31 protein-coding genes are annotated in these 20,962 nt (G+C 65.3%); all 31 read left to right on the top strand.

Translation table 11 applies throughout. The features are described from left to right. Positions 1–12: 12 nt before the first annotated feature. The 31 genes from AC3WQA_RS00690 (at position 13) to AC3WQA_RS00540 (ending at position 20,922) form a co-directional block, all read left to right on the top strand. Entirely contained in the window at positions 13–891 is an 879-nt protein-coding gene (locus tag AC3WQA_RS00690) for a hypothetical protein (protein WP_369487993.1), read from the top strand. Positions 892–1,065: 174 nt separating this feature from the next. Then, complete coding sequence (locus AC3WQA_RS00685) at positions 1,066–2,172, top strand: glyoxalase superfamily protein (RefSeq protein WP_369487991.1); 1,107 nt, start codon at positions 1,066–1,068, stop codon at positions 2,170–2,172. A gap of 85 nt (positions 2,173–2,257) precedes the next feature. After that, complete coding sequence (locus tag AC3WQA_RS00680) at positions 2,258–2,953, top strand: hypothetical protein (RefSeq protein ID WP_369487989.1); 696 nt, start codon at positions 2,258–2,260, stop codon at positions 2,951–2,953. Positions 2,954–2,999: 46 nt separating this feature from the next. Next, positions 3,000–4,169: a DNA-methyltransferase gene (locus tag AC3WQA_RS00675; protein WP_369487987.1), complete on the top strand. Its 1,170-nt coding sequence runs from the start codon at positions 3,000–3,002 to the stop codon at positions 4,167–4,169. A gap of 98 nt (positions 4,170–4,267) precedes the next feature. Further along, positions 4,268–4,546 carry a hypothetical protein gene (locus AC3WQA_RS00670; protein WP_369487986.1) on the top strand — a complete coding sequence of 93 codons (279 nt, stop codon included), beginning with the start codon at positions 4,268–4,270 and terminating at the stop codon, positions 4,544–4,546. A gap of 234 nt (positions 4,547–4,780) precedes the next feature. Then, positions 4,781–5,128 carry a hypothetical protein gene (locus AC3WQA_RS00665; RefSeq protein WP_492673260.1) on the top strand — a complete coding sequence of 116 codons (348 nt, stop codon included), beginning with the start codon at positions 4,781–4,783 and terminating at the stop codon, positions 5,126–5,128. A gap of 405 nt (positions 5,129–5,533) precedes the next feature. Beyond that, entirely contained in the window at positions 5,534–6,277 is a 744-nt protein-coding gene (locus AC3WQA_RS00660; protein WP_369487982.1) for a hypothetical protein, read from the top strand. Between the two features lie 22 nt (positions 6,278–6,299). Next, positions 6,300–6,821, top strand: coding sequence for a hypothetical protein (locus AC3WQA_RS00655; RefSeq protein ID WP_369487981.1), 522 nt, complete (start codon positions 6,300–6,302; stop codon positions 6,819–6,821). Positions 6,822–6,873: 52 nt separating this feature from the next. Further along, a complete protein-coding gene (locus tag AC3WQA_RS00650; RefSeq protein ID WP_369487979.1) occupies positions 6,874–7,503 on the top strand; it encodes a hypothetical protein in 630 nt (209 codons plus the stop codon). A 143-nt stretch (positions 7,504–7,646) separates the two neighbouring features. Beyond that, complete coding sequence (locus AC3WQA_RS00645; RefSeq protein WP_369487977.1) at positions 7,647–8,084, top strand: hypothetical protein; 438 nt, start codon at positions 7,647–7,649, stop codon at positions 8,082–8,084. Positions 8,085–8,094: 10 nt separating this feature from the next. Then, the gene (locus AC3WQA_RS00640; protein WP_369487976.1) at positions 8,095–8,841 is read left to right on the top strand and encodes a hypothetical protein; all 747 of its coding nucleotides are present in this window, start codon (positions 8,095–8,097) and stop codon (positions 8,839–8,841) included. Positions 8,842–8,855: 14 nt separating this feature from the next. Continuing rightward, positions 8,856–9,224, top strand: a complete 369-nt coding sequence (locus AC3WQA_RS00635) for a type 1 periplasmic-binding domain-containing protein (protein WP_369487975.1) — start codon at positions 8,856–8,858, stop codon at positions 9,222–9,224. A 69-nt stretch (positions 9,225–9,293) separates the two neighbouring features. Further along, positions 9,294–9,530 carry a hypothetical protein gene (locus tag AC3WQA_RS00630; protein WP_369487973.1) on the top strand — a complete coding sequence of 79 codons (237 nt, stop codon included), beginning with the start codon at positions 9,294–9,296 and terminating at the stop codon, positions 9,528–9,530. A 130-nt stretch (positions 9,531–9,660) separates the two neighbouring features. Next, positions 9,661–9,864, top strand: coding sequence for a hypothetical protein (locus AC3WQA_RS00625; RefSeq protein ID WP_369487971.1), 204 nt, complete (start codon positions 9,661–9,663; stop codon positions 9,862–9,864). Further along, entirely contained in the window at positions 9,861–10,157 is a 297-nt protein-coding gene (locus tag AC3WQA_RS00620; protein WP_369487969.1) for a hypothetical protein, read from the top strand. The genes AC3WQA_RS00625 and AC3WQA_RS00620 overlap by 4 nt, the downstream gene beginning before the upstream one ends. A 255-nt stretch (positions 10,158–10,412) precedes the next feature. Beyond that, complete coding sequence (locus AC3WQA_RS00615) at positions 10,413–10,628, top strand: hypothetical protein (RefSeq protein ID WP_369487968.1); 216 nt, start codon at positions 10,413–10,415, stop codon at positions 10,626–10,628. Between the two features lie 3 nt (positions 10,629–10,631). Next, positions 10,632–11,174, top strand: a complete 543-nt coding sequence (locus tag AC3WQA_RS00610) for a DUF2786 domain-containing protein (RefSeq protein ID WP_369487966.1) — start codon at positions 10,632–10,634, stop codon at positions 11,172–11,174. 29 nt (positions 11,175–11,203) lie between these two features. Further along, the gene (locus AC3WQA_RS00605) at positions 11,204–11,353 is read left to right on the top strand and encodes a hypothetical protein (protein ID WP_369487964.1); all 150 of its coding nucleotides are present in this window, start codon (positions 11,204–11,206) and stop codon (positions 11,351–11,353) included. A gap of 147 nt (positions 11,354–11,500) precedes the next feature. Beyond that, positions 11,501–12,295 (top strand): thymidylate synthase, encoded by a 795-nt coding sequence (locus AC3WQA_RS00600; RefSeq protein WP_369487962.1) that lies wholly within the window; start codon positions 11,501–11,503, stop codon positions 12,293–12,295. Between the two features lie 133 nt (positions 12,296–12,428). Continuing rightward, a complete protein-coding gene (locus tag AC3WQA_RS00595; RefSeq protein WP_369487960.1) occupies positions 12,429–12,671 on the top strand; it encodes a hypothetical protein in 243 nt (80 codons plus the stop codon). A 110-nt stretch (positions 12,672–12,781) separates the two neighbouring features. Then, on the top strand, positions 12,782–13,321 hold the full coding sequence (locus tag AC3WQA_RS00590; RefSeq protein ID WP_369487959.1) for a DUF262 domain-containing protein: 540 nt from the start codon (positions 12,782–12,784) through the stop codon (positions 13,319–13,321). After that, positions 13,318–14,175 carry a GIN domain-containing protein gene (locus AC3WQA_RS00585; RefSeq protein WP_369487957.1) on the top strand — a complete coding sequence of 286 codons (858 nt, stop codon included), beginning with the start codon at positions 13,318–13,320 and terminating at the stop codon, positions 14,173–14,175. The genes AC3WQA_RS00590 and AC3WQA_RS00585 overlap by 4 nt, the downstream gene beginning before the upstream one ends. An 8-nt stretch (positions 14,176–14,183) precedes the next feature. Next, positions 14,184–14,792 (top strand): hypothetical protein, encoded by a 609-nt coding sequence (locus AC3WQA_RS00580; RefSeq protein ID WP_369487956.1) that lies wholly within the window; start codon positions 14,184–14,186, stop codon positions 14,790–14,792. A gap of 110 nt (positions 14,793–14,902) precedes the next feature. Further along, positions 14,903–15,277, top strand: a complete 375-nt coding sequence (locus tag AC3WQA_RS00575; protein ID WP_369487955.1) for a hypothetical protein — start codon at positions 14,903–14,905, stop codon at positions 15,275–15,277. 61 nt (positions 15,278–15,338) lie between these two features. After that, entirely contained in the window at positions 15,339–15,554 is a 216-nt protein-coding gene (locus AC3WQA_RS00570; protein WP_369487953.1) for a hypothetical protein, read from the top strand. A gap of 16 nt (positions 15,555–15,570) precedes the next feature. Further along, on the top strand, positions 15,571–15,834 hold the full coding sequence (locus tag AC3WQA_RS00565; RefSeq protein WP_369487951.1) for a hypothetical protein: 264 nt from the start codon (positions 15,571–15,573) through the stop codon (positions 15,832–15,834). An 81-nt stretch (positions 15,835–15,915) separates the two neighbouring features. Then, positions 15,916–16,641, top strand: coding sequence for a hypothetical protein (locus tag AC3WQA_RS00560; protein ID WP_369487950.1), 726 nt, complete (start codon positions 15,916–15,918; stop codon positions 16,639–16,641). A 285-nt stretch (positions 16,642–16,926) separates the two neighbouring features. Then, positions 16,927–17,487: a hypothetical protein gene (locus AC3WQA_RS00555; RefSeq protein WP_492673259.1), complete on the top strand. Its 561-nt coding sequence runs from the start codon at positions 16,927–16,929 to the stop codon at positions 17,485–17,487. Then, on the top strand, positions 17,484–18,428 hold the full coding sequence (locus tag AC3WQA_RS00550) for a hypothetical protein (protein ID WP_369487947.1): 945 nt from the start codon (positions 17,484–17,486) through the stop codon (positions 18,426–18,428). Before AC3WQA_RS00555 ends, AC3WQA_RS00550 begins: the two co-directional genes overlap by 4 nt. Then, positions 18,425–20,374, top strand: a complete 1,950-nt coding sequence (locus AC3WQA_RS00545) for a helix-turn-helix domain-containing protein (RefSeq protein ID WP_369487945.1) — start codon at positions 18,425–18,427, stop codon at positions 20,372–20,374. Before AC3WQA_RS00550 ends, AC3WQA_RS00545 begins: the two co-directional genes overlap by 4 nt. Next, positions 20,371–20,922, top strand: coding sequence for a hypothetical protein (locus AC3WQA_RS00540; protein ID WP_369487944.1), 552 nt, complete (start codon positions 20,371–20,373; stop codon positions 20,920–20,922). Before AC3WQA_RS00545 ends, AC3WQA_RS00540 begins: the two co-directional genes overlap by 4 nt. Positions 20,923–20,962: the final 40 nt, after the last annotated feature.

Here is a 20,962-nt window from a genome sequence, read left to right as displayed (position 1 = left end):
AGCTCGAAGACCATGACCGCATGCTTCAGCCGCCGGAGTGACCGCGACCTCGCATTTCTGCAACAACTGGCAACCCGCCACGGCCCCATCAGTGATGCGCAGGCGGAGCGCTCGGCCGGCCTGGTGGACAACGCACGCAATCACCTTTACGAGACCCTGGGTCGCACCACCGATCATGGGCGGCTCAAGGTTGCGCACGACTCGCTGACAGAAGCATTGAACCTAGATCCACGGAACCTGCTTGCCATCCTGTTCCTGATCAGCTTTGCAAGCACGGACGCCAACGCATTCGGCAGCATCCTGGAAGACGTCGCCAAGCGCCTTCTGGCGCCATCGGCGCTGCCACGAGCCGGCGCGGAAGCCCACTGGTCAATCGGATCAAGCGAGCAGAGAGATCATATGGTCGCAGTCGCCATGTGCTCCGGCCTGCTCGACGACGCGGGCCGCTACGGCTGCGCTAATACGCTCCGGGCGAAAGGACTCAAACTCGACAAGCGCGACGGCAGCGGCCTGCGATACTACGTCGTCGCGCACGCTCTGATGGTAGGCGACCTAGGTACTGTGAACCGGTGGCTGAAGTGGGCGAAGTCGAAAAACCAGCGGCGCGAGTTCTGGGCCTGGGCCGAGACGCTTGCTCTCAGGATCAGCGGGGCTCCAGCCCGTGTCGGGGTGCCGGCATTCGCCGAAGCGCAGCGTCTTGAGCCGTTGGTGCCGAAATTCATGGCACAGACCCTCTATTCCGCGCGCGAGCTTTCCGAGCAAGCAATTAGGCTGGGGTCGGAGGAGGAACAGGCGCACCATGCGGCGATACTCCACCGTGCCTGGGCCGCGCACCCCGTTCACTTCGACTGGCTGTTGGGCTGGATGGCGAAGCCGAACCAACCATGGTAATCCGGCTGTGGCGGTGCCAGAATCATCCAAGGTTCTGCCACCTGTCCGCCCGCAGCGCTACGGCGCACGGCAAACGGCTCCGATCACCATCTGATTCAACAAACTCACTTCCACGCTGGAGGCTGAGTGGCAACGCGGGCACCACAAAGACAACCTCCGGGATAGGGGTGACATATGAAAGAGAAGACGGAGATTTCTCGATACAAGCAACAGGCCACGCGTTTGCGCTCCTTTCTCCAAGAAGGCGGAACGCATATCAAGCAAACGCATGCGCTTGAGGCCGTCGCGAAGATGCACGGGTTTCCCAACTACAACACACTGAAGGGCGCGATTCGTATAGCGCCGGGCGACGCTACGTCGGTGTGTTTAACCGTGTTGCTTGATCGCGTGCTCGAACCGAAGGTTGCCATCCAGATGGATGACGATGAGCGAATCGGCACAGGGATGAACGTGATGAATGAGTTCCTGCAGGACTGTGTTTTACCAGGGGCATCGACCGATCCAGTGCACGCTGCAACGCTGCTTTATGCGGCTCTCACGCTCTGTCCGCTACTGGCGCTAGCCATGTTGGATGGCGTGCGGTTCGTGCCATCACCGGATGGCAGTGATCCTTACTACACGGGTAAAGCAGGATGGTTTACGCGCATCGTTGCTAGATCGTCCGAGATCATCGCTACATTGGAGGGGACGCGCGGCGCTGACAGGGTTCGTGCCATGGAACTTCGCGACACGCTAGGCCTGGACGAGGCTATATGCGGTGCATCCTACGCCTTAGCCCTAAGCTCGCTTGAGCTTGGTCATATCGTCGCATTGGCCAACCATCTCGAAGCCGCCGTCGACTACCTGCCGTTGGATGATTTTCAGATGGAACAGGGAGCCGTCATGGCATGGCTCGTGTTAGGCGAATACGACAAGGCTATCGATGCTGGAGTGACGGACTACCCATTACTGTTCAATCGACAACAGATCGAGATCACGGAAGTCCTTGAGGGCATGCACGCCGTCGCAAGAGGTGAACCTGGACCTGCCCCGGTTGAAGAAGCTCTATTGGTCGACGGCTTTGTCCACGATGTCGTCGAACGAATGCGGCGTAAGCCACAACCAATGGACGCATTTTCTTTGCATGATGCGAAAGAACCGTTCGTGGTGCCTACCCGGGTGGTAACCTCGGTGATCGACACAGACGTAGCAACCGCATTCGCGGTGGCAGCATTGAGGGATGAACCCGTCGCGACATGGTTTGAAGGGCTTTCTCAGCGTAACCCTAGGGTTCCCAAGTAGCGCTAGCGAATCGGATTCCTCGCTATCTTTTGCGGTTGCACGACCAAGGGAGACTGGCTCCGACCATCATTGGCGGAGCCAGTCCATGCACCACGAAGCCAGTCACCTTCTCGCGATTCCCGCCCTGCGCGCAGCGATCGAAGCTGCCCTCGACGGCAAGGTCTTCTACCAAGACGCCTTCGAGGCCGCTTGCCGCCCCGCGTGGGATTCCGCTTACCCGGCACTGGAGCGCAGGCTTCCCGACCTGCACGTCAACCTGCACGAGAATCGAGCCGACGGACTCGCGTGCCTCGATGCCCTGCGCGTTACGCTGAAGGCGGGCCGTCGCGGCACCTGGGCCCTGGTCTACAGGCACCATGCTGACGGGCGGAAGTCCTGCGAAGCGTGGATCTTCGATGGTGCTGCGGGCGTCCACGAGCGCGGCGACGGCTGGTGCGACACGCCGACCTTCGACGGTATCACGGATCGCATGGTTGGGATGGAGATCTTCGTCGCCCGCAAAGCCGTCGAGCGCGAACGAGCGACGGCGGCGGCCGCGGCGCGGCTCGCCGAACTCCGGCTCTCGCCGGGGACGCGGCTTCGCGATGTCGAGATCAACCAGACGATCTACTCCACCGGCATCGTGGAAGAGGTGTACCCGGCGACAGGTACGGTGCGCCTCCACCTGACCAAGCGCGGGTCCCGCCATCGCTACCGCGCGACGATTTGCGCGAACGGCCTTCGCTTTCGCGCGCCCGAGGCCGCACCTGAGCTTTTCGCCACCGTTGCGAGGCCGGCCTGACCAGCTCCGGACACGTGCTCGAATCGCCCGCACCGGGAGGCTTTCCATGAAGACCACGCAAGCAGGCACTGCAGTGCCTGCCGATGACGCCAGCCCGCTGGACGACGCCGCACTCGCGGGTCTCCTCGCGACACGCACCTACGCCGAAGTACAGACCATCACAGGGCTGTCCAAGGGAGCGATCTACCGTGCTGCGCTCCGCACCGGCGCACGGAAGACAGAGGCCCGCATCGCCCAGCGCGTGGCCGAACGCCGCCAGCAGCAGATCGACTTCCTGAGTTCGATCGTGGACTCCACCGCCAAAGCCGACGTCCTCGACTTCCTCGCCGCCATCCCAGACGACAGCGTCCAGGTTCACATGACTTCGCCGCCCTACAACCTCGGGAAGCGGTACGGCAATGCCGCCGGCGCGGATGCGCTGGCCCTGACCTATTTCCACGGCTGGCTCATGCAGGTCATCAGTGAGCTGGCGCGTACGACGCGGCCTGGCGGCGTGGTGTGCCTCAACGTCGGCAAGACATCAGACGATCACGGCGGGCTCTATCCCATGGACGTGATGCTCTTCGACGATCTGCGCCGGGCCGGCCTCACGTTCCAGAGCCGAGTCGTCTGGGTGCAGCCACACGGTTTAACGCCCGCGCGGCGCCTAGCCGACCGCTACGAGACGATCCTGGTTTTCAGCAAGGGGCCTGTGCCGACGTTCAACCCCAACGCCGCGCGCCAGCCGCAGCAGCAACCTGGCAAACGCGCCTACAAGGGGCCGAACAAGGGCAAGCTCTCCGGCCACCCGTTGGGGGCGTGGCCCACGGACGTCTGGAGCGACATCCCGACGGTTCGAGCGAACCATCCCGACCGAGTTCATGGAGCTCATCCTGCCCAGTTCCCGGTTCGCCTGGCCAAGCGTGCCATCCTTCTCTACTCGCTCCCTGGGGATCTCATCTGCGACGTCTTCGTCGGGTCGGGCTCAACGGCGGTTGCGGCGATCGAGGCGGGGCGGTCGTTCACCGGCGCTGATCTGTTCTACGAGGATCTGCGCGCCGCGCGGCTGGCTGCAGCGACCGCCGACTGCGTGACGCCGCTCGCCGGCGTGACCGACGAAAGCCTGGCGGTCTGGCAGGCTGAAGCGCGTCGCGTGGAGCACCGATCCGTGCCGCTGTCCGAAGGCGCGGAAGCAGCGCAGTGCGCTGACCTCTTCAGCACCGCCGGCGTCGGCTAGGTGGAAAAAATGGGCGGATATCTCCCGAACTTTTTGGGGGCGAATCGTCGGGTTTACTCCCAGTGTCGCAACGTCGCGACGTCAACTAGAGCATCCCAATGAAGAAGAGCTTCCTGCGCACCACGTCCATCGCCCTCGCCATTGCCCTCGGCGCCGCCGTCGCCATGCCGAGCATCGCCACGAGCCGCCAGGCTACCGTGATGCCTGCGCCTGCCACCGCGGCCGGCACGGTCACCCTGCCGGCCGCGTACCAGCCGTTCATGGGTCAAGCCTTCGCCGAGAGCGACGGCAATACCAAGAACCAGGGCAGCAGCGGCGATCCGTGCGACCCGATCACGCCGAAAAACTGGTGTAGCTGCGGCGGTTGCTCCAGGTAATTCCCGCGCCTGGACAACGGTGCTCGAACGGAAGGCCCGCTGGCGACAGCGGGCCTTCTTGCATTCGGAACCAAAGTGTTTGGCGCCTCCCATACCGCACATCATGCCTCCGTCCTGAGGCGACATCGGAATTCCTCACCGCGGGTGGCCTCGCGCGTCGGGCGGAATGATGGTCACCTTTGCTGGCGCGCCGCGACTGCGAGAGTGGGCACATCCTTCCTACCGACGCCTCCCATGAACCACGAACGTATCGCCACCCCCTTCGCTCGGCTCACTGCCGCCGTGGCTACCTGCCGCGCCGCCCTTCCGCGCAAACGTCACGTGGTGCTCCGTATCTGCGTCCGTCGTGTGCTTAGTGCCCGTAACGAAAATCCACAACTCAGCGACCCGCATTGGCAGAAATGGGACGGCACGCGCCGTGGCCTCGCGGTGGTGCTCGACGCCGCCGGCGTCAAGACGGTGGAGGAAGCTGAGCGCCACAGATTCATGCTGGCCGCGACACACCACGCCGTCGCCTTCGACGACGCGGTAGGTGCGAGTAGGGACGTGTCAGACACGATCCGCGACCTGCTCGCCGCCTAGCCTGCCGACGCCAGTCACGGGCGCGCTTCGCCGATCTGGGCCGGCGCGACCCCGCCGGCACCTGCCCTTCCGCCCGTGTCGCACGGGAGCGTCCGTCGCCCGCGGACATGGCCGGAGTCCTTCTGTAGCGGACCAGCCATGTCCTGACTGGACACTAGCCAACGGTGCGCAGGGGCATCGTCACGCCGTGCAGGTACCGCACGAAGCACGTAGCCGGACTGCCCCAGCGCCGAATGAACGGGCGGGTTCGAGAGGAACGGCCCAGTCCACTCACGACGAAGCGCCGGCGCGGCGACGCGCGCGCTGGCACCGAAGCCTCCAACCGCCCTGGCACACAAAACCTTCCGCGTCTTTTCGTCTCACGCTCGCTTGAGATGATCCCAGCATCACTTGACGGGATCACCCATGCACATCTGCGCAGCTACGGCGACGCTACCTGGCCTTCCTCTGACCGAAGCCATCGAGCGAATCGTCGCTGGCATCGAGGAGCCGCTGTTCGGACGGCTCGACCACGCGCAAGTGCAGTTGTGCCCACAGAGCCGCGGCCAGGTCGATCCCGCACAGTGCGACGAGCTGCGCGAGCGCTGGCCGGATACGCGCTTTCGACCCCATGCGAACCTGCGGGTGCTTCCGCGCCTGCGTGTGTTCGATGCGTCGTCCGACCGCACCGACGCCGCGCCGTTGTTCGGACTCGTCGCCGACGTTTGCGCGCGGCTTAATTCGCCCGCCTACACGGTTCACGCAGGCTATCGCGCCAACGCGACGCTAGCGCAGATGATCGACAACATCCGCCGTCTGCAGGATGTCTTCCCCTGCCCTGTCGGGGTGGAAGGGCTCTACCCAGACACCGAACGCGGCCAGCTCATGGACTGCTGGGCCGACTACGAACGCGTGCTGCTCGCCGGCGTACCGCTCGCCATCGACCTCTCGCACCTGCACATCGTTGCGCGCCACGAGGGCCGCTGTGACGACCTCGTGCGCGCGCTTGTCGCTTCACCGACGACGCTCGAAGTCCACGTCTCGGCGAATGACGGACGCCGCGACTCCCACGATCTCCTGAGCGACGAACCATGGTGGTGGTCGCTCCGGGAGGCCATCAACCCGGATGCCGTTGTGTTCAGCGAAGGCAACCAGTTGCGCCACCACTGACCCACCAACGAAGGAGACTGCCATGCTCGATCCCACCCTCACGCAAGCCCTCAGCACGCCGGAGCCACGCGCGCGGCTCGCCGCCGTGGTCGGCCTACACGGGCAACTCACCGGCGAGCTTGCCCTTGCCATTCGGGAGCTGGTCGATGCCGCCTTTCCGGCGGCCGCAAGCGCCTCGTGGGATTCGGAGGCCCACTACGACGACGAAGGTGGCTATGTCACCACCATCGACAACCTCGCCATCACGCTGCTGGACGGCACCGTCCTTTACCCGCCTACGGAGACCGATGAATGGAGCCTGGCCATCGACAACCAGTTCGGCCAATTCGCGGCCGACCCGAACACGACAGCGGCGCTGGAAGCCATCAAGGATCACGAAGGCTACATGGCGTGGCTCGCGCAGCGCGCGGGCATCGACGCCGACCTGCTCGACCAGATCACCGAATCGGTGCTGGTCTACGCCTACTCGAACCGCTCCTACGGCACCCTGCGCTGGCGCTCCAGCGACGAGCCGCCGGAACCGGCCCCTCCGAGGCCGCAATGACGCGGTAGCCAGTAGCCACCCTTCCATTTCCACTCCCGACCCGAGACCTTCCATGTCCGAAGCCAACACCATCGAGTCCTTAGAGACCTACGGTCTGACCTCCTCCCAGTGGGCCAACGTCTGGGCCGCCGTTCATTTCATTGTGCAAGGGTCGGCCGCCGCGACCGATGCCTTCGACGCGCTCCCGCCCGGCGAGGTGCCCGAGTTCCTGCGCAACGACGCCTTCGCGCCCGAGTGCTACATGGCCGCGTTGTTCCACCGCCACCAGGACGTCTCAGGTTTGACGCTGAGCGTGGATCAGGTAGACCGGGATAGCGTTGACCTGTTCACGGCGATCGCCGCCGACCTTGGTCTCACGGTTGCCGCCCGTTTCAGCGCGTTCAACGAGCAGAGCAACGGAAACCTGCATGCCCACGCGACCGGGGAGTACCTCAGCGTCTCCTTCGACGGGTCGACCCCGGATTACTGCGACGACGAGTCCGACGCGAACATCACCATGACGTTCCAGTTCGGCACCGCCGATGCGCGCGCCCCGGCGGACGACGTGGCCGTTGCGCGGATCAATGCCGAGGTCGTGGCCATCGTTCGGGAGAATCTCGCCAACATGCCTGGCCCGCAGGCCGCGTGCCTCGTCGGTACGCTGACCGACCTTGTGGGCGACCTGCGCAGGTTGGCCGCGTAGTGCTCGCACGGCGGTGGCGCCCAGGTGGCACGCCGCCGCCGTGTCCCAAAAACGTCGAGAAACGACGGTTGCAAACGGCTAGTTTCGCCCCTCCCAGGCAAAATCCGCCCGCTACGATGGTGGCATCGTCATCGGGGACGTCCATGAACCTCACCGAAAAGCAGCAACGCCTCGTCGCCGCCTTTCTCGACCAACGGCTCGCGCGCTTCCGCCGTTCGGACGTGGCCGAGGTGCTCCATAGGACGATTTCCCCGCGCAACCCGCGTCGCGCCACCGCCCTGGCCGACGTGGCACTCAGGACGTTCGCGCGGGAGGGCCGGATCGTCCGGGAGGGCCATCTCCATTGGAAGGTGGCCAACCACGTGCGGACGCTGCTCGACGGGCGGCAGCTCCCCGAACGCGACCGGACGACGAAGTTGGCAATCACCACGCGCGTTCCAGAGAAGTGGGTGGCCGTCGACCTGGAAACAGGAGAGGTGTACGACGGATCGCCCCAGGGCTGGCGCCGAGTCGACAAGGGCAGCGCCTCGCTGACCGGCGCCGGCGCCGTCCTGGCCAAACGCCAAGGCGCGGACGGTTGACCAAACGTCAATGTCCGCCGTCGACCCACCGCCTCCAACCGTTCCCGAGGTACTGTCGCTAGCCCGTGCCAGCTTCAGCCTCGCCCTGCGCGGCGCCTTCGGGAACAACGACACCATGGGAACCTGCCTTTTCGCATCCTGGCTGGTGCGCGCAATGGTGACCCGATGGATCGCCGACGCCAGGGTCACCATCCGCGGCGGCGACGGCCATCAGGACGGCGGATGCCTCAACGTGGACGGCATCTTGCGTGGTCACTATTGGGCCGAGATCGAGCTGCCCGGCGGCGAGCGCGGCGTCGCGGACATCACCGCCGATCAATTCGGCCACCCGCCGATCCGATGGGTGCCCTTCCCACAGGCGGCCGCCGAGTATCGACCGGGCGACCAGGCCACGGTCGACGCGTCCGTTCAAGACATCGACGCCATGCTCGCCACAAGCGACGGCGTTCACGGAAGATCGGCGGACTTTTCCCCCCTCGCCGCCGATTCAAACTCAACGCATCTACCCACCAGCGAGAGTCGGCTCATGAACCTCCCCGAATCCACGACGGTCTCGCCCGTCCAGAAGTGCTGCCCGCACTGCGGCAGCTCGAACATCACGGCCGACGGCCCGGCCGCGTGGGACGTCGCATCACAAGCCTGGGTGATCGCGACCATCTACGACGGCGGCGTGACGTGCAACGCCTGCGGTGCGGAGGAGATCGAGGCCGTGGATCGCGCCGTCGCAGACCTGGCCACCGAAGCCAGCCCCGCCTGAGGGAGACCTCGACCATGTCCTACTGCCGCTTCTCCAGTGACCAATACGCCTGCGACGTCTACGTGTACGCGGGCATCGGTGGCGGATTCGTCACGCACGTGGCGCGCCAGCGCTTCGTGTTCGAGCCGCCCCTTCCCCCGCCCGTCGCGTTCGAGGAGAGCAATATCGACGCCTTCGTCCGGCACGCGGCCGAAGTCCAGTCGCGCGTCGACCAGGCTCCCCGCGAGCCGATCGACCTGCCGCACGCCGGCGAGACCTTTGACGACCCTGACGCCGCGGCCTGTGCCAAGCGCCTCTGCGATCTCCGGGCGCTTGGCTACCGCGTCCCGCAAGACGCTATCGACGCTTTGACCGACGAAGCCATCGCGGAAGGTGCCTCGTAGTCGGGCCAGCACACGGCGCCGCCCGCTTCGCCGCCACCGCACATCCCCACCTTGGACAGGAATCCGTCTATGAGCACCGCCACCCAAGACACCAGTCTCGAGAGTATCGACACCGCCATCCTCGACCGCGTCAGTCGCGGCGACGTGCCCAAATTCGCGGCGATCCTGGCGTCGGTGCGCGCAGCGAGGAAGGGCATCTGCCCGGAGCGCCTGTGCGACCGCCGCCTGCAGGCGCTGAAGCGTGCCGGCAAGATCGTCTACACGGGCCACGGCTGGGCGATCATGGAAAGGCCGAAGACCAACTGAAGGCCAACGGTAGCGGTGACGCCGTTGCGGCGAAACTCGCGAGGAAACTGGACGAATTCGCCCGTACGGCCACAGACAGCAGAGGTTGCATCCACCTTCCAGAACCCTCCAACAGCTTGAGGTAAAAGCCATGAATGAAGCCGTCAACGAAATCCGATCGACCGGTGTTGAGAGAAAGACTCTGCTGGGAGACGATCCAGCGGTAGCACACGCGAACCTGCTGCGCGCGATCAATAAACGAATAAGCGGTGAGAACCTCAGCAAAGCGTCCGCCATCGACCTGGGCGAATCGAGCCACGCGTTACTTGCTCGGATGAAGAAGGTAGTCCGATGACCACCTCCCCAAATTCCGTCGCTGCGATCGACGACGAGCCGGCTACCGCGCGCGAGTCGATGCGAAGCGCCCGACGGTGCGTCACGATGACCTGCATCTGGACGGCCATGGCCGTGGCGCATGTGCTCAATTATTTGACGGATGGCCCGAACAGTCTGACGGCACTCTGGGTGCATCTGGCGAACCTGTGTGGCGCGCTCCTCTTCCCCGTTCTGGCCGTGTACTCCCTCTGGAAGGCTGTCCTGCACGGGGTACGGTCCATCGTCATCGAAGAAAAGGGAAAGTCGCGATGAGCGAGAGCGCCACGACGTTGCGCCGCTTGCCATGTGAGTCCGCTCCCTTGGCCTGAGATTGGGCCTACCCCGAACTGAGGATCAGATCATGCTTACTCGCTTTGGAGCTTTTGGCCGCCTGGCGGCCGCAATTGTCGCGGTCGCCGGCCTCGTGGTGGGGCTGGTACTAGGGAACGCGATCATGCTACTTGGCGGTGTCTGCATGCTCATCGGGATATTTGCCGTTCTCTGGGGAGAGTCCCAGGGAGTCGACCGATGACGGACGAAAACCTGACCGACGAAGCGCCGGAAACCAAGCGGGCTTACCGCCAGCGCGAAACCGAGCTCCTGGTTGCACTCAACGGCTTCAGCCGGGCGGTTGCCAACCGCGCGGACCTCACTGCCCGTCGCCGCGCCGGCCTGCAGCCCCGTTATGCCTGCGAGCACGGCCCTTGCGGAACCATGCAGCCGCTGCGGCGGCACCCGGTATGAGCCATGCGTGAAGCATCCGCAGACGACGCCATCCTCAGGCGACTGAAGAAAATCCTCGCACTCGCCGAAGGCGGAAGCGACGGCGAGCGCGAAACGGCGCAAGCACACCTCGCCACGCTGCTGCGCCGTCATGGCTTGTCCATCGAAGACCTGGCCGAAACCGACGGCGCCGAGGCGAAGTTCGTGGAGTTCCGGGTAGTGAACAGGTTCGAGCACCGCCTGCTCCGACAAGTTGTCGCGATGGTCACCAATGCCGTGGAAGTGCCGACATACTCGGTGGAGGACTGCCCCGACCGGATCGCCGTTCGCCTGAAGTCGGGGCATTCGGCACAGGTGAAGTTCGCGTTTGCCGTCACGCGCGAAGCGCTGGCCAGGGAGCTCGACTGCACGTTCAGTGCCTTTGTGCAGGTCAACGGTCTTTTCCCCACCGAGGCACCACCTGACCAGGTCACAACGCGTTCGCCCGAAGAGACCAGGGAACTGGTGCGACTGGCCAAGCGCATGGGCACGATCGACCCCACGCCAATCCGGCGCGCTATCGACTAAAACGCAGTCCACCGAAGGGAGTCCAGACGATGTTGAATTACTACACGTTCGCCTCGTTGTTCAACGCCATCGCCGCCGTTGTACTCGGTTCGTCACATCCAGCGGGCTGGTGGGTTGCGCTGCCGGCGGCTAATGCCGTTTTCGCAGTCCTCTGCGGAATCCGTGCCGTTCGCCACTGACCACGAGGGCACCGCCCTGCGTCCCTGGGCGAGTGACTGTTTCACCTTCAGACTCGACCCGATGTTTTCGGCGAGGCCCGCCAAAGCACACTCGTCCTGTGCACGCCCACCCATCGGGCCACCTTACCCAACGCCAGAGGATTTCCCATGCGCCAGTACCTCGACCTTCTACGCCACGTGCTCGACCACGGCACGGTCAAGGCTGACCGGACCGGCACAGGGACACGCAGCGTATTCGGGTGGCAAATGCGGTTCGATCTGAATGCGGGCTTCCCGCTGGTTACGACGAAAAAGCTTCACCTGAAGTCCATCATCCACGAGCTGATCTGGTTCCTGCACGGCGACACAAACACCGCCTACCTCAACAGGCACGGCGTGACTATATGGGACGAGTGGGCTGACGAGCGCGGCGACCTTGGACCGATCTACGGCCGCCAGTGGCGCGGCTGGCTCACGGCCAGTGGCCATGAGATCGACCAGCTCAAATGGGTCGTGGACGAGATCAAGCGCAACCCGGATTCACGCCGGCTGATCGTGAGCGCGTGGAACGTGGGCGAGCTCGACAAGATGGCGCTCATGCCCTGCCACACCATGTTCCAGTTCTACGTAGCGGACGGAAAGCTGAGTTGTCAGCTCTACCAGAGATCGGGTGATTTGGTAATTGGCATTCCCTTCAACGTTGCGTCCTATGCGCTCCTCACCCACATGGTCGCGCAGGTGTGTGGCTTGGGCGTGGGCGAATTCGTCCACACGCTGGGTGACGCGCACCTGTACAGCAACCACGTGGAACAGGCGGCGCTTCAGCTGACCCGCAAACCTCGCCCGCTCCCACAACTGGCACTCAATCCATCGGTGCGATCGCTGGAGGACTTCACCTTCGACGACATCACAATCCACGGCTACGACCCGCACCCGGCCATCAAAGCGCCGGTGGCGGTGTAATCCGACCAGCGTCGGCGCGATAGCTTGGCGAGGGCGCTGACGCGCTGTCACCCAAGCATCTACGAAGGCTGCCAGGTGCAATCTGCAAGTCGCACCCTGAGCCGCGACGCCCCTACACTGACCAGGAGAGAACATGAGCGCAACACGTAGTAAGGCCGACGCGCCACCCGTGACAGCCCGGCGAGTCACACCGGATGCTTACCAGCTCGTGCGCGACAAAGAGATCGTTGCGCTCGCACTCCTCCTCACCAACGACCGGTGGATCCACGCGGATCTCGACGGGCGACAGATGGGCACGGAGACCTACCCGACGCCGAGGGCGGTCGCCGCCGCCGCGTCCAAGCGCGTAATCGAAGCTGGGAAGCGAGAGCCGTGATGCCTCACAGTGGACCAAGGAACGAGCCCCGTGGTGACCTGGCCGGCATCATCCGTCCGCTGGCGACTGCATCCTACGCCGTAGACTATCCATGGAGTGGGTGCGAGCGCATGCTCACCTGGCTAGCGGAGGGGTCGGGTGCGCCTGTCGAGTTGGAGCCTGACTTCCAGCGCGGCCACGTCTGGTCTACCGATCAGCAGCGGCACTTCATCGAGAACGTCCTCCGCGGCGTAGTGGATCAGGCTGGCCTCGCCCTTCGCTTCAATGCTCCGGCCTGGGATCACGCCCCAACGGGTGACCTGGGCGCAACGGTGCAATGCGTTGACGGCTTGCAGCGTCTCACTGCGGTACGACGCTTCCTCGCCGGTGAGGTCAAACCCTTCGGCCTGCCCGTCCAGGTATTCGATGCCACCCCGTTCCAGGTCACGGGAGCATCAAACCGCTTTCGTTTCCGCGTGATGGTGTACACCTTCCAGAATCGCGCGGATCTCCTTCAGCACTACCTCGATCTGAACGGTGGCGGCACGCCGCATAGCGATGCGGAACTCGAGCGGGTGCGAGTCTTACTGCGTACCGCTGCCACGCAATGCGGCCGACGCGCGTATATCGACCACGAGATCACGACGGCCTTGGCAGGGGAACCCAAATGACCAACGGATGGTTGATGAAGAACGTGAGGGAAACGCTAGTTAAGATGGGATTTCGGGGCTGGAAAAGTCTGTCTCGGCAGGCGGCGGCAGAGCACGTACGCAATAGCTCCACCAGGAAGAGCGGAGGCTACGACCATCCGTACCGAGAGTCGCGGACCTTCAGCGGAGACATCAGCCAAGTGCGGGTGTCCGGACCCATCGACCTCATGATCATCCAGGACGGCGACTGCCCGAGCCTCACCGTGTACGGCGCCGACGCCGAGCAGGTGGCAGAAATCAGCACCGTCACCGAACGGAGCGCGATGGTCATCAAGCGCGCCGGTCTCGAGGTCAGCGCCGGCCTTGTCGATTTGTCGATGCGCGGTGGCGCTGTCGTCATCGACAATATGACCGTCCACTTCGGCGACGACCGCGTGACCACCGAGGTCCGCGGCGTCCATGTGGTCGGCGGGCAGACGGGGGAGGGGCGCACCAAGGCCAAGCCGCGCCCCTTGGTGGAGTTGGTGCTTCCCGAAATCCCGGCCATCCGCGCCAGCGGCGCCTCGAACATCGACCTCAAGGTGTTAGAGGCGCACCGCGTGCCGATCGTCCTCGCTGACGCCTGCAACCTAACGGCGCGCGGTCACGTGGACGCCTTCGACCTGAGGGTGAGTGGCGCCGGCACCGCCGACACGAGCCACCTGGTCGCCAAGCGCGTGTCCCTGGAGGTGTCTGGCGCAGCCATTGTGGGGGTGCGGGCCACCGAAGCCCTCGACGCAGCGGTCAGCGGCGCCGCCATGGTGACGGTCTACGGAAACCCGGCGGAGCGTCGCGCGGACATCGCCGGCGCTGGCCGCGTCCACTACGGAAAGTGACCCTCCCCATGACCGACGGAGCCCTGACCGACGAAGCGGCGCTGGCCAAGCAGCAGTTCCGCCAGTGCGAAAACGAACTACTGGCTGCGCTCAATGGCTTCGGCCGGCCGGTCGCCGGCGATGCCGAACTCGTCAGCCTGAGACGCGCCGTGCTGCAGGCCAGGCATGCCTGCGAACGCGCCGGCGTTGCCGTGGAGACACTGTGGGAGTTCACGGAAAGGAACCGCCTGGCCCATGAGGAACAGGTGAGGACGTTTGCGCGCGAGCAAGTGAAGGTCGCGCCACGCCTTCCGTTTGTTTTACGGCAACGGATTACCGCCGCGCTCGCCGCTGCCACAGGACTGGTCGTGCTAGTGACGTGGCCGAGTCCTGACGGGCTGCTGGGCGCCCTGGCGGCTAGCGTCGTCGCGCTGGCCGTCGGCGATGATTGCCTTGCGCGCCTTTTTCCGACACCGACGTCACGTGTCGCCCGACTGGCTTGCGACCTCGGCGTGGACGTGGCCGATCTCTGGCCGCCGGGGAGCGTGGACCGCAAAGACTATGTGCTCGCCTACCGCCGCCACCTATGGCACCTGCGTCGACGCGGCGAAAACACGGGCTGGATCAGGGCGCGATAGACGACGGCCACGCGCGGAGCCGCCGGATATCCAGTAGCGTCGAGCGTATCAATCCACGAGACGGACGGATCCTATCGTCCAACCGGTACCGACAACCAAGGAGCTTCACAATGTCCACCCAGGCCACAACCGTCATCCGCAGGCTCTGGAACGCCAACCGATTCGGGTTCCTCATGACGGTCGGCTACGTCGCCTTCGGCCTCTACTCCTTGGCTACAGGCGCCATTGCCTACTTCGACCCGGCTCCGCAACTGCCCGGGGTCGATCCGCTCATCGGGCCTGGATTCCTGATCGTCGCCGGTATCGCCGGCACTGCGATGGGGGCGATCTTCCTGTACAGGATGGTCGCACTGGAACTAACGGTGATCCGCTTCGATGCTGCGCCACGCGGCGAGCAGAATGCGATGCTCGCCCGCGAGCTGGGCCTGCCCGTGAGCGAGATCGAAGCGATGCGATCACGTCGCGGCACGCAGGATCAGCGGTAACTTTGCCGGCCGAACGGGCGGGCGAGACTACCGCCGTACCACGCCGATCAAGGATCTCAGTATGCAGATCGAAGTTACCATCGCCATCACTGTGGACGATGAAGCGGTCTTCCGTCGCGCGGCCCACGACCGCGCCTTGGCAGACCAGCTTGGCCAGGAGGAGGCCGTCTCCTACCTCAGCGCGGATCTGACCTCCGTGGGGCAGTGCGCCATCATGCTCCTGGATCCGGGCGTGTCGCCGAAGGGCTGCTCGATCCTCGACAGCACGACGAACTAAGCGGAGTCCGGGCCCCATGGCTGCCGACCGCTTCATTTCACCCGTCGTTTCCCGCAACCGCGAGGTCATGGCTGACGCTGAGCGATTCGCCGCCGAGCACCTGCGGGAGTGCTGCGAGGAGATGCTTGACTTCCGCGCGACGGGCGTCCTTCGCGACGGCCGTGTGCGGGCACTGGCCCGACTGATCCACGAGGTGGATGCCATCCACAGCCTGGACATCGCTCAGGGGTTGGTTCGAACCGCGGCGATGGAAGCCGTCGCCGCCGCGCCGCCGCGCTGACCCGAATCCAATTCGCGGCGATCTTTTCGTACTGCGACCAGACGACAGGATGTCGGCGCCCATCACAGAGAGGGACTTCCCATGCAACCGCAGGCGATGACCGCTTCACCCAACGTCGGCATCACGCTGACCGGTGCCGACGAACGAACGGACGTAGCAGCCCTGCTCGAGCTGCTCGCGGCTCACCCGACGCTCGAGATCGGTCTTCTCTACAGCGCGACGCCGGAGCACCGGAACCGCTACCCATCCCTCGGCTGGCTGCACGCCACCGCGAGGGCATTGGCAGGCCGTTGCGCCATCCACGTCTGCGGCATGCTCGCGCGAGCCCAGCTCAAGTCAGGCGAACTGCAGGACCTGGTGCGCCATGCCCGCCGGGTCCAGGTCAACGGCGACGTGGGGCGGGATGAACTCCCGATCCTTTCCTCGCGTGTACATGCGTTGATCACGCAGTACAACCCGCGCAGCACTGACCTGTCCCTAGCGCCCGAGTCGGGTCACCACCAGCTCCTGGTGGATGCCTCCGGTGGGCGCGGCATTGGCCCGAAGCACTGGCGGAGACCGGAAACGCCCAAACGGGTCGGCTTCGCAGGCGGGCTGGGGCCGCACAACCTGGCCGAGCAGATGGATCGCATCCTGCTGGTAGCGGAGGGCGACTGGTGGATCGATATGGAGGAAAGCCTGCGTAGCGACGACTGGTTCGACATCAGCCGCGCCCGCGCGGTGCTCGCGAGTTGGGAAGGCATCCTGCGCGACCGCGTCCATGCCCCGGTAGACCCTATCCACGACGTATCTGTTTCCGAGCACTGACCCACTTCCTCCGAAGCTTCGCACCGGCCTGCCCGGCGCGTCCGCGTTCTCGCGGCACAGTCGGAATACCCACTTCAGCGTCCATAGCAGTCAGAGAAAAGAGCTGGATTTTCGGGGGTTTTCCTCCGTCTAGCCGCCACAGTAGGTCGGTAGCATTTGCGCGAGTGATGACGCAGGCAGCGAAACCGCTGGGATCTTTGCGGCCTACGAAGGCCACTCAGCATCGGGACGTCCGACACCGAAGTGAGGGTCTGTCATGCCAACCGAAGCCAGGGGGACGTCCCCATGAATGCCGTCGCTGTCACGTCCTTGTGTCCGCCGCATCGCTACGGCGTCTGTGACGACTGTGCTGAGCGCGCGGAGGTTCGTAGGCTCGGCCCGCTCGCGTCGGGCGCCGCAGCACCGGCGAGTTGCCGCCTCTGCGGTTGCCGTATGTCCAACGCGGGCCCGTTCGCGCCGCCGGCCGAGCCTCGCCCGTTCACGATGGCCGACAAGGCATTAGTCCGCCGCATGGGCAACATGCTGCCCGCACCGTTGCTCCTCGAGCTGCTCAACGATCGTCTCGTGGCTGACCTCGGGCCCGACGCGCCGCGATACACCGAGGCGATGCTCAGCGACGCGGTGCGCGAGATCAGCGGCGGCCAGGCCGCCGCCGGCGGTAGCGACTGGGCGAGCCTCCGCCGGGTGCTGGCCAAGGCGCGCCGGGACGGCCTGCTGCAGCGCCTGACCACGGAGATTGTGGAGGACTTCGCTGTCGTCTTCTCGCTTTCGCCGGCGCAGGCGCTGCGCCTACGCGAAACGATCCTGTCGGCCCAGGACACCACCACCGGAGGGCAGGCGCAATGAGCGGCGTGATCCAGCGTAAGGAACTCGTGGGTGCCTCCCTCAACCTCGGCGGCACGCCCATCGACCTCACGGACTTTGCGACAACGGGTTTGCGCATGGCTGCCATCGGGCCGAGTGGGTCGGGCAAGACCAACGCCGGCCTGGTGGTATGCGAACAGTTGGCGAACCAAGGCTGGGTTGCCGTTCTGGTCGATCCAGAGCACGAGATCCGCGCGTTGTACGGGAATCCCGTAGCCTCGCCAGACGCCCTCGCGCAACGGTTAGCCGACCGTGATCAGCCCATCGTCGTCGTGGATGCTCCTGACGCCAATGCCTTCATACCCTACGGGGAGGTGATCGCCGCGGCGGCGGACGCACACCGCAAACCCCTGATCCTCATGATGGACGAAGGCCAGCTCTTTTCTGCGCCTCGCACCGGCCGTCGGCGCAATGGCGCGAGCGAGACGACCGACATACTTAACGATCTGGCGGAGCGAGGTCGCAAGCGTGCCCTGGACATCTGCCTCACGGCGCACCGCTTCACCGGCTCGATCAGCCGCACCCTGTTCGGCAACACCAATCTGACCCTGATCGGCCAGCAGAAGGACTCGACCGCCTGGACGCACCTGTCGCCGCTGTTCCGTGCCCATCGGGTTACCTACGGCGACCTCGCCATGCTGGCGCCCGGCGAGTTCTTCTGCCTGAGTCCGCGCGGACTCGACCGATTCAGGCTGCCGCTGGCGAAGGCCATGGAAGGAGTCGCCATCACCGCCCGCCCGTCTCGGCCCGTGTTCCCGACGAACTTCGCCCAGTGGGACCGTGCCATGGCCAGCATCAGCACCGAGCGCCTCGCGGCGATCACCGACGATGTGATCGAATTCCTGAGCACCATTGCCGGTCTGACGCCGGCGCAGCTGGCCTCCGGCCGAACCGCCCTAACTGACGAGAGGAACGCCCGGTGACGCACGGCGACGCCACGTGGATGGGCTTTGTCGCGGAGGCGCCGCGTGGCGCACGTGCCACCGACCTCGCCGCTATCGTGGGCCAGTCCGTCGAGCGCGTGCGTGACGTCCGCAGGATGACTGGCGCGCCATCGACGTCTATGGCACCGGGTGATTTCGCCGGGCTGTTCGCGCGCTGGCACGGTCGACCTCCAACAGAAGCTGAGTGGCCAGTGCCGCTGAAAACCCACCGCGGCTACGAGTGGTACGCACCGGAGCTGGCCCTACTTGCGTCACTCGTCGGTACCATCTCCCCGTCGGCTATCGCTGACATCCTGACGAAGCGTCTGCAGGCGTTGACCGGCGACCAGCGCGCCACCCGCACGCCGATGTCGGTGAAACTCGCGTTCAACCGCTGCGGCCTGCAGACCACTGATGTCGTCGGCGGTCTCACCGTGCCTCAGGCCGGCAGGGTCTTCGGCAGCGAAGAACCCATCCGCGACGCGATTCGACGCGGCGACCTCAAGGCCACGAAGGTTGGCCGGCTGCTGCTGATCCCTCACGTCGCCTGGGACGCGTGGCGGGCCTCCCGACGCCAAGCGCCCGAGGGCTACGTACGCCTTGCAACCTTGAAGGAACCGCTGGCCATTAAATCGGACAAGCTACCGGAGTTCGCGCGCATGGGCTACGTGCCAGGTGCAATCCTGTGCGACGCCCCTATCGGAAAGGCCAGCAGCAGTCGCGGGGTTTGGTACGTCCCGAAGGAGGTCGCCGACCAGATGCTCGCTGACCGCCGCGCGGGTCGCCCGATGCCTTGGCAGGGCATGCCGCTCATGGACAACCTCAAATCGACTTGGAAGAAGTGGCAGCCGCGCAAGCACCCGGCGACCTGCGAAACCTGTTCGGCGATCTGGGGTCACGCGGGCGCTCCCACGACGTTCGATGATTTTGTTGCCCGCTATCCGCGGCTCGAGCTGGGCGCGAAGCGCCACCTCACCCGTCCGTGGTCGCCTGGCCTCACGTCGAAGGAGGTCGCCAAGCAGGCTGGCCGTAGCCTCGGCAACGTCAGCCGCGCGATAAGCACAGGCCAGCTCAAAGCCAGAGTCGAGAACGGACACCACTATGTTGCGCAGACGGACGCGACCCTCTGGATCGCCAGGGGTTGCCCGTCCGGTGACCGCGCGAACGATTGGTGCGCGCTGGCAACGGCCACCCAGCGCTACGGCTTCACCGAGGATGAACTCCGGGGATTCATCGCCGCCGAGCGCCTGCAGACCCGGAGCGAACCCGATGGGCCGAACCGGGGAGCGTTGCAGGTGGCATGGCGCCAGGTCGCGAAGCTGCGCGAGGATATCGGTTTCACCGAGGAACAGGCAGCGGCGAAGGTCGGCGTGTCCATCGGGGAACTGCGTATCTTGCTCGAGGGCATTCAGTGGCGGCGGCAGGGCGACGGGATCCCGCTGTTCACCGTCCAGGCGCTGGTGAAAAGGCGGCAATCGAAGCACGGCCATACGGTCGAGGAAGCTGCTGCCATCCTGGGCGAGAGCGTCGCGTGGGTCGAGGCAAGGATCGTCGACGGTGTTGCGCGCCTCTACAAGCCCCGCTGGAGCGACCGCACCCACATCACAGACATCGGCCTGGAAGCTCTCCGTGAGGCGTCCGCCACCGACACCGTGCCCACCGAGACGCCCGCCGACTGGCTGACGGCGCCCCAAGCCGCCACTCTGGCCGGTGTCTGCAAGATGACCCTTGTCCGGTGGGGACGGGAGGGGTGCCTCTCGTCAGGCCCCACGCCACGCGGCCCGCTCTACGACCCGGAGTCCGTCAAACGCCAGGCGAGGATCTATTGGGCATCCGCCCGCTTCCGCCGCGACACGCGCCCCGACTGGCTCAAGGCGGAGGTACCCCACTACCAGCCGCGTGGTTGCGTATCTGCACCGACACGCGAGTCGAGGACCTCCGCATGATCACCGTGCCGGCAGACAGCGACCGCAGCGGCGCCACGTTACCCGACGCACACCGATGGCAGCTCATCCTCAGAGCCATCGAAGCGCGGGCGGTCTGGGCGCGCCACGTTGTCGACGAGGCAACTGCCAGGGCTCGTGGCCACGCCTGCGTCGGCACGGGCGCATTTCATCGCGCGGTCGCCCTCGCCTGCTGCGCTGGCGCCGACCATCCCGACGCGGACTGCCCTGCGCTTTTCAGCGACGCCGACCCCATGGTGCGCGCGTTCGCGGAGGGCCAGGCACGCACACGCGAGGATGCCCATATCGAGGCGTCCCTTGAAGACCTTTGCCTGCCCACGCCCGACGCGCTGCTCGCGGAACTCCTCGAACAGGGGTCGGCCTCGGTGCAGAACACGCTGCTGACGTGGGAGCCGGCGCTTGAAGTCACGTGGTACACCAACGCCTACGGGGTTGACGGGGCGCTCTGCGGAACACCTGATCGGGAGACGATGAGAGCCTTTCTCATCGACACGGCGCGCGGCGTCGAATACGGCCCGATCCCGCACTGAGCGGTCAGCGCTCGCAAGTTCAGCACGGACAACTCAAGGA

The sequence above is a fragment of the Rhodanobacter sp. FW106-PBR-R2A-2-24 genome (assembly GCF_058789615.1).
This window is presented reverse-complemented; position numbering and strand designations above follow the sequence as displayed.

Excerpts from the sequence above, each read along its gene's own strand:
- AC3WQA_RS00690 (WP_369487993.1), top strand. The coding sequence starts at position 13 with ATGACCGCATGCTTCAGCCGCCGGAGTGACCGCGACCTCGCATTTCTG.
- AC3WQA_RS00685 (WP_369487991.1), top strand. The coding sequence starts at position 1,066 with ATGAAAGAGAAGACGGAGATTTCTCGATACAAGCAACAGGCCACGCGT.
- AC3WQA_RS00680 (WP_369487989.1), top strand. The coding sequence starts at position 2,258 with ATGCACCACGAAGCCAGTCACCTTCTCGCGATTCCCGCCCTGCGCGCA.
- AC3WQA_RS00675 (WP_369487987.1), top strand. The coding sequence starts at position 3,000 with ATGAAGACCACGCAAGCAGGCACTGCAGTGCCTGCCGATGACGCCAGC.
- AC3WQA_RS00670 (WP_369487986.1), top strand. The coding sequence starts at position 4,268 with ATGAAGAAGAGCTTCCTGCGCACCACGTCCATCGCCCTCGCCATTGCC.
- AC3WQA_RS00665 (WP_492673260.1), top strand. The coding sequence starts at position 4,781 with ATGAACCACGAACGTATCGCCACCCCCTTCGCTCGGCTCACTGCCGCC.
- AC3WQA_RS00660 (WP_369487982.1), top strand. The coding sequence starts at position 5,534 with ATGCACATCTGCGCAGCTACGGCGACGCTACCTGGCCTTCCTCTGACC.
- AC3WQA_RS00655 (WP_369487981.1), top strand. The coding sequence starts at position 6,300 with ATGCTCGATCCCACCCTCACGCAAGCCCTCAGCACGCCGGAGCCACGC.
- AC3WQA_RS00650 (WP_369487979.1), top strand. The coding sequence starts at position 6,874 with ATGTCCGAAGCCAACACCATCGAGTCCTTAGAGACCTACGGTCTGACC.
- AC3WQA_RS00645 (WP_369487977.1), top strand. The coding sequence starts at position 7,647 with ATGAACCTCACCGAAAAGCAGCAACGCCTCGTCGCCGCCTTTCTCGAC.
- AC3WQA_RS00640 (WP_369487976.1), top strand. The coding sequence starts at position 8,095 with ATGTCCGCCGTCGACCCACCGCCTCCAACCGTTCCCGAGGTACTGTCG.
- AC3WQA_RS00635 (WP_369487975.1), top strand. The coding sequence starts at position 8,856 with ATGTCCTACTGCCGCTTCTCCAGTGACCAATACGCCTGCGACGTCTAC.
- AC3WQA_RS00630 (WP_369487973.1), top strand. The coding sequence starts at position 9,294 with ATGAGCACCGCCACCCAAGACACCAGTCTCGAGAGTATCGACACCGCC.
- AC3WQA_RS00625 (WP_369487971.1), top strand. The coding sequence starts at position 9,661 with ATGAATGAAGCCGTCAACGAAATCCGATCGACCGGTGTTGAGAGAAAG.
- AC3WQA_RS00620 (WP_369487969.1), top strand. The coding sequence starts at position 9,861 with ATGACCACCTCCCCAAATTCCGTCGCTGCGATCGACGACGAGCCGGCT.
- AC3WQA_RS00615 (WP_369487968.1), top strand. The coding sequence starts at position 10,413 with ATGACGGACGAAAACCTGACCGACGAAGCGCCGGAAACCAAGCGGGCT.
- AC3WQA_RS00610 (WP_369487966.1), top strand. The coding sequence starts at position 10,632 with ATGCGTGAAGCATCCGCAGACGACGCCATCCTCAGGCGACTGAAGAAA.
- AC3WQA_RS00605 (WP_369487964.1), top strand. The coding sequence starts at position 11,204 with ATGTTGAATTACTACACGTTCGCCTCGTTGTTCAACGCCATCGCCGCC.
- AC3WQA_RS00600 (WP_369487962.1), top strand. The coding sequence starts at position 11,501 with ATGCGCCAGTACCTCGACCTTCTACGCCACGTGCTCGACCACGGCACG.
- AC3WQA_RS00595 (WP_369487960.1), top strand. The coding sequence starts at position 12,429 with ATGAGCGCAACACGTAGTAAGGCCGACGCGCCACCCGTGACAGCCCGG.
- AC3WQA_RS00590 (WP_369487959.1), top strand. The coding sequence starts at position 12,782 with ATGCTCACCTGGCTAGCGGAGGGGTCGGGTGCGCCTGTCGAGTTGGAG.
- AC3WQA_RS00585 (WP_369487957.1), top strand. The coding sequence starts at position 13,318 with ATGACCAACGGATGGTTGATGAAGAACGTGAGGGAAACGCTAGTTAAG.
- AC3WQA_RS00580 (WP_369487956.1), top strand. The coding sequence starts at position 14,184 with ATGACCGACGGAGCCCTGACCGACGAAGCGGCGCTGGCCAAGCAGCAG.
- AC3WQA_RS00575 (WP_369487955.1), top strand. The coding sequence starts at position 14,903 with ATGTCCACCCAGGCCACAACCGTCATCCGCAGGCTCTGGAACGCCAAC.
- AC3WQA_RS00570 (WP_369487953.1), top strand. The coding sequence starts at position 15,339 with ATGCAGATCGAAGTTACCATCGCCATCACTGTGGACGATGAAGCGGTC.
- AC3WQA_RS00565 (WP_369487951.1), top strand. The coding sequence starts at position 15,571 with ATGGCTGCCGACCGCTTCATTTCACCCGTCGTTTCCCGCAACCGCGAG.
- AC3WQA_RS00560 (WP_369487950.1), top strand. The coding sequence starts at position 15,916 with ATGCAACCGCAGGCGATGACCGCTTCACCCAACGTCGGCATCACGCTG.
- AC3WQA_RS00555 (WP_492673259.1), top strand. The coding sequence starts at position 16,927 with ATGAATGCCGTCGCTGTCACGTCCTTGTGTCCGCCGCATCGCTACGGC.
- AC3WQA_RS00550 (WP_369487947.1), top strand. The coding sequence starts at position 17,484 with ATGAGCGGCGTGATCCAGCGTAAGGAACTCGTGGGTGCCTCCCTCAAC.
- AC3WQA_RS00540 (WP_369487944.1), top strand. The coding sequence starts at position 20,371 with ATGATCACCGTGCCGGCAGACAGCGACCGCAGCGGCGCCACGTTACCC.